3 protein-coding genes and 2 pseudogenes are annotated in these 6,000 nt (G+C 69.4%); 1 reads left to right on the forward strand and 4 read right to left on the reverse strand.

Annotated features, from left to right (window positions below; translation table 11 throughout):
- Positions 1-22 precede the first annotated feature (22 nt).
- Positions 23-205, reverse strand: a pseudogene (locus I003_RS35115) (helix-turn-helix domain-containing protein); the annotation flags it as partial.
- A 339-nt stretch (positions 206-544) separates the two neighbouring features.
- Between I003_RS35115 and I003_RS36175 the strand changes: the two are divergent.
- Positions 545-697, forward strand: a complete 153-nt coding sequence (locus I003_RS36175) for a hypothetical protein (RefSeq protein WP_158689015.1) — start codon at positions 545-547, stop codon at positions 695-697.
- Between the two features lie 49 nt (positions 698-746).
- Here the strand turns inward: I003_RS36175 and I003_RS0123885 are convergent, their stop codons facing one another.
- From I003_RS0123885 to I003_RS0123900, 3 genes and pseudogenes are all read right to left on the reverse strand, one after another.
- Positions 747-1,346 carry a hypothetical protein gene (locus I003_RS0123885; RefSeq protein ID WP_027773823.1) on the reverse strand — a complete coding sequence of 200 codons (600 nt, stop codon included), beginning with the start codon at positions 1,344-1,346 and terminating at the stop codon, positions 747-749.
- Positions 1,343-4,828, reverse strand: coding sequence for an RHS repeat-associated core domain-containing protein (locus I003_RS33020; RefSeq protein ID WP_051368422.1), 3,486 nt, complete (start codon positions 4,826-4,828; stop codon positions 1,343-1,345). Before I003_RS33020 ends, I003_RS0123885 begins: the two co-directional genes overlap by 4 nt.
- 938 nt (positions 4,829-5,766) lie before the next feature.
- A pseudogene (locus tag I003_RS0123900) lies at positions 5,767-6,000 on the reverse strand (hypothetical protein); the annotation flags it as partial.

A 6,000-nucleotide genomic window follows, 5' to 3' on the forward strand; every position in this document is an offset into this window, starting at 1 on the left:
CAGGGCGAACCCGGCCTGGCAGCGGCCGCCGAGAGCGATCCAGCAGACCGGGCATGCCCTGCTGCTCGAACCGCCGTCGCCAGCTGTGGAGAGTCTGACGCGAGGTGCCATGCCGGGCTGCGACCTCACCGACGGGAGACCCGCCGAGCACCTCGCGGACAGCCCGGTAGCGGTACTCGGCCAGCTGCTGTATATCCACGATCACCGAGCGCAGCACCCCGGGCCTCAACCGAGGTCAGGAGTTGACGGACGTTCAACCGAACGTGTCAACCATGTCCAGAGCACAAACGGTCAAGCATCTCCTGAGACCTCACACCGACAGGCTTCTTCGGCGAGCGGGCCGATGATGGCCGGGGAAAGGAAACGGTAGGTAATCAGGCGTCGGCCGCTTGATGTACGGGTCCGGTGAGCGCATCTCGTGTGCGGGGTGACTACACCGGCGCGGTACCGCTCGGTGAGCGGCCATCAGGGCTGCTGGACACCCAGAGCATCCACGCCGCTGCCGGGGACCCCGCGGCCACGACCTGCAAGGATCCCGGAACGAGTGCCTGGCCGCAAGCGTGGTCTGGCAGTGAACGTCCCCGGCCTGGTCATCGTCGAAGCAAAAGCGATCTGCTTCCTCAATCTGCCCTTCCACACACGCAGTTCGTCATCGGGCAACACCACCGGCGACGGCTTCGGACCAGCCGTCCCCTAGACGGGCTTTTGTCCGGCGCACGACTCGGCGCGCGGCCCACGGCACGGCGCTACATGAGGCCCCACGGATTCGGGTGTGGGGTCGCCGCGGGGTCGGCCGACCAGATCAGGCGGCGTTCAAGACCGTCACCCAGAAGGGCGCTCAGGCGGTCCGCGGCCCAGGCGGTCCAGTGGACGTTCCACGGTGACTGCGGCACGCGGAACGCCGGGAGGCGGAGCGGCAGGGCGTCGGGGAGGAAGACGGTCTTCTTGATGTCGGCCGTGCCCGACTTCGGCTTCGACGAGCGTCTGGTGTCTACGCAGTCGACGACCTCCTCCACGAGGAGGAACACGTAGTCCGGCGCCTCGGAGCCGTCGATGAGCACGGGCAGCAGGCTGCCCGCGGCGTGCAGCCCGGCGCCCAGGGCGTCGGCGGCCCGACGGCTCAGGATCGGCACGCCAGGGGCGCTGCACGCGAACTCCGCGGGCGGGCCCTCGTCTTCGCCTGTCCAGCGGGTGTCGAGTTGCTCGGGACGATCTGCCGGGCTGCCACTGCGCTGCCAGCGGGCGACCTTCACACCGGATGGCCGGTGCGGCACGAGCGTCCGGAGGTCCTGCAGGCTGGGCAGCAGACGGTAGACGGCCGGAGATGTGCTGGCGGGGTGAGTCATGGCCGGGTCCAGGGTCGCTCGTGAGGTGGTGCCAGGTTGTTCGGCCAACCTGACAGCTCCCCCTCGATTTGCCTTCCGATACTGCGCAGTTCCCGGCGCAGCGCGGTGCGTATCGCGCGGTGGCCGGCACCGCCCGCCTCCAGGCGGTTGACCAGATCGTGCAGGTGGGTGTCGAGGCGGCCGAGGAAGGTGTCGTAGTGGGTGAAGTTGTGTGGCTTGGGGTGGCCGAGAGGGATGCCGTTGGCCGCGTCGTTGATGCCCACATTGTACTTCGCGAGCAGTGCGCGCATCGCGGGCCCGCCGCCCCGTTTGAACCCGGAGGGCACGATGTGGGCGGCGGCCTGACCTGGGCCGACAGGACGGCCCTCGCGGGCCATGTTCTTGCCGAGTATCTTTGAGCACTGCACCAGGCCCAGGTAGTCGACCCACTTGAGCGGGTTGGACACGTACGCCCGCGGGTTGGGACCGGCGTCCAGCCCCAGGGGGTCAGGGCTGACGTACGCGGCGGTGGTGGGATCGTAGTGCCGGAAGCAGTTGTAGTGCAGCTGCGTCTCCGGGTCGAAGTATTGCCCGGGGAAGCGGAGTGGGGTGTCGGCGGCGGCGTCCGTACCAGGCGCGGTGAGCCCCCAGAGCGTGGCGTGGCCGCGCCAGGCGATCTCGCCGGAGAGGGCGACCAGCTCGACGGGGGTGCCCACCAGGTCCGTCACGATGGCGAAGAACTGCTCGTCGACGGCATTCTGTGGGGTCTCGGCGACGATGCTGCGCCTGGACTGCGCCACGGGGCGCATCTCGTCGTGCTCCCAGGTGAGGACGACGTCCTCGCTCTCGCCCAGAACGTGGGTGATCTGCTCCACCAGGTGCGGGCCGTCCCAGCAGAAGCGGGTCTCCTCGACGACCGTGTCGCCGTCGGCGGCCAGCCGCTGCTTCGCGACCCGGCGGCCGACCGCATCGTAGAGGTACCGCCACACCGTGCCGTCCGGGGTGGTGACGGCGGTTAGCCGGTCGTCGGCGTCCCAGGTGTACCGCCAGACGTCCGGCTTGCGCGACAGCCGTTTATGCCGGCGCTGCACGACCCGGCCGGCGGCGTCGTAGTCGTACCGCACGGCTCCGGCGCGGGTGACCCGTCCACCCTCGAAGCTCCGTGCCCCCCTGGCCTCCGGGAGGAGGTGGCGCTCCGGCCAGTCGGCATGGGTCGTGTTGCCCGCCGAGTCGTAGGTGTAGGTCTCGGTCCAGCCGTCGGCGCGGACTGCGGTGACGTGCCCCGATGGGTCCAGGTCGAACGTGCGCCGGCCGGTACGCCGGTCGTCGACGGCGACGACGTGGCCGTCCGTGCCGTACGCGAACGTGCGGTGCACCACCCGGCGGTCGGCCGGTCCCGTGAGGGTCTGTCCTGCGAGACGGTCGTGCTGGTCCCAGACGTGGGTGAGGGTGAGGCCCTGGCTGATGCGGCGAGTGACCTCGCGGCCGAGGGCGTCGTACGAGGAGGCCAGCACGTGGCCGTCCACGGTGAGCGCCGTGCGGTTTCCGGCGGCGTCGTAGTCGTACGCGGTCATCGACCCGGCGGGGGTGGTGCGACGCCGCCGGCGGCCCAGCGCGTCGTACTCGGTGATCAGGCTTCGGCCGTCCACGGACTCGGCGGTGACGCGGCCAACCGGGTCGTACGCGTAGGTGAGGGTGGCGTCGGTGCCGGCGGCCGTCAGGATCCTGCCTGCCGCGTCATAGGTGTAGTGGGTGGTGCGGCCGTCGGCGTCCCTGGCGACCTGGCGTCCGGCGTCGTCGTAGCCGAACGTCGCCGTCTGGCCGAGCGCGTTGGTGCGGCTGGTTAGCTGGCCGAGGGGGTTGTAGGCGTAGCCGATGGTGCGGCCGTCGAAGTCGGTCTCGGAGACGAGCCGGCCCGCGGCGTCGTAGTCGTACACCCAGTCGCGGCCGAGCGCGTTGGTAACCCGGATCAGGCGCAGCTCGGTGTCGTGGGCGAACTCCTGCCGCGCGCCGTCGGGGGTGGTGACGGAGGAAAGCTGGTCGAAGGCTCCGTAGGTGAAACGGGTGATCCTTCCGGCGACGTCGGTGTAGGCGACGCGGTTGCCCTCGCCGTCGTACGTCCAGGACTCGGTGGCGCCGTCCGGCCCGGTAAGAGAGGCCACCAGTCCTTCGGGAGTCCAGGTCAGGCGGCTGGTGTGGCCGAGGGGATCCGTGACGGTGCTGGTGCGGCCGAAGGCGTCGTAGGTGATGCGGGTGACGGCGCCGAGCGGGTCCGTGATCCGCACGGCGAGCCCGGCGGTGTCGCATTGGATGCGGGTGGTGTTCCCGAGGGCGTCGATGGCGGTCGCGAGGTGGCCGTGTTCGTCGTACGTGTAGTGGGTGGTGGCACCGGTCGGGTCGGTGAAGCTGGTGCATTGGCCGTGCGCGTCGTAGGTCTGGTGCCACGTGGTGCCGTCAGGAGTGGTGACGGAGGTCGGCAGTCCGAACGGGCCGGGTGTGACGAGCGTGCGGGTGTCGTCCGGGTAGGTGATCGAGGTGAGATTGCCGGCGCCGTCGTAGGTGAAGGCGGTGGTGTGACTGAGCGGGTCGGTATGGGAGAGCAGCTGATCGTGGTTATCGCGTACGAAGTGGCTGGTGTGCCCGAGGGGATCGGTCTCGGTGACGATTTGCAGCGCGGTGTTGATCGTGTAGCGGGTGGTGTGCCCCTGCGAGTCGGTGACCGCAGTGATTCGGTGGCCGGTCTCCGGCTCTCTGCCGTCGTAGGCGTAGCGGTAGGCGAGGTGTCCCTCTGCTCCGCCCTGCTCGACGCAGCGGTCCAGGTGGTCGTAGCGGTAGGCGTACTGGCTACCGTTGCGGTCGGTCCACGACAGCATTCGGCCCTCGTGGTCGTACGCGAACCGTACGGGCTGCCCGGAGGAGTTGATGACATCGGTGAGGTGTCCGTCGGTGTAGCCGAAACGCATGAGTTGCCGGTCAGCGCTGCCGGGGCCGGCGCTCGCCAGGCTCAGGGCGGTGATCCTGTCGCCTTGCACTTCTATCTGTATCTGCCGGCCGGAGCTGTGGCGTATGGCCAGGGGCGTGCCAAGGTCGTCGTGGTCGTAGACGATGCACCGGCCAGCGCGGTCGCGGACTTCGGCGATCTGGGCCAGTCCCGGGTTGTGTGGCTCGACGACGAAGGTCGTCAACAGTCCCGTGTCGGGGTCTGTCGCGGTGTACGTGCCGTGGGCGTCGATGGTCAGCGGGCGGCGCGCTCCGGTGACGGGCAGCACGGGCACGCCCGGCTCGGGGTGGGGATAGGCCAGCAGTACACCGTCGGCGCCCACCAGTACGACTCCCTCGGCGTCGATCTCCAGGCGTTGATCAGCGGTGCAGATCCACGAGGGGCCCATCCAGCGGCCGGCGCGGAAACTGGAGTCGTGGGTGCGGCTGAAGAGCAGAGGAAGCGAGCCGGGTAAGTCCACGTCGGTCTGCGTGAGGGTGACATGTCCGGTGGCGACATCCACAGGGTCACCGCGGTGCTTGCGGCTCTGCGGGGGCCTGCCGTTGATCCGGGGAGCCGACACCGCCGCGCGGGCTGAGCTCCCGGTGTGACCGAGATGTGGCGAGCCGTGGACCGGCGCTTGTGTCGCTCTGCCGCCTGGGGCGGACGCACCGGCGCCGATAGGTTGCGCCTTACTCTGGGGTGCTGCCGCGCGGATGGCCCGGGCGCACTGGCCCTCGGCTGCGCGTAGGGTCTGGTCGGCTTGGCGGGCGAGCCGGATGGCGCGTTGGCGTTCCTGTTCGGCTTGCTCTGCGTGGGCGCCTATGCGAGCGGCGGCCTCGCGGATGTGGGGTCGCTGATGCTGGCTGTAGGCGAGTGCCGTGAGCTGGTTGAGCCCTCGCCAGATGCCGGTCGCCGGGGGTGCCACCGGTACGAGCGCGTAGAACTGCCGTAGTGCGGCCCTGTATTGGGCATCCGCCTGCCGGCCGATGTTCAGGGCGGCTGCGGACTGGAGCTTGGCCTGGTGGAGCTGGTCCGCGAACTGTGTGAGTGCGTTGGCACAGGCCTGCTGCGCGGACCCCAGGGGCACGGACTGCCCGGGAAGTGCTGTCAGGGCTCGTCTGAATCTTGGTGCGTAGTCACCCTGCATGCGCAGACCGTCCCCGTGAGCAGCGACCTGTCGGAGTCGTTCGGTGCGCTGGTCGGCGTGCTCGGCTTCGCGGAGCAGACGGGTGGCCATCTCCCTGAAATGCCCGGGATCTCCCGGGGTGGGGTCCTCAACCAGGTCCAGGACGTGCCAGATGTTCGCCACAGCTTGGTCGTCAGACGTTGGGGCCCCCTGCGAGGCGTGCGTCCAGCTCCTGGTGCCCGCTCACCACGTCATTGAGAGGGCGGTTCGTGATCTGATGTCCGTTTCCTGGTGAGGTTGGGGCAGGGCTGGTGGTCGCGGGGCTTGGTCGGCTATTGCTTCCTGGCGAAGCTGCCCGTGTCGATCTCGGTGATGATGCCGAGCTTGACCAGGCGTTTCAGCTTGGCGCGGGTGCCCTCGATGTTCTTCGGCAGCAGTTCGTGATCGAGGGCTTCGCAGACATCCCGGGCCCGTAGCGGTCCGGTCGCACCGTTGAAGACGGCGAGGATGCGGGGGTAGTCCGGGTGCTCGGGCAGGTCTGGTGGGACGGCCGGGAGCCGGTCGGC

It is taken from the genome of Streptomyces sp. CNQ329, assembly GCF_000482585.1.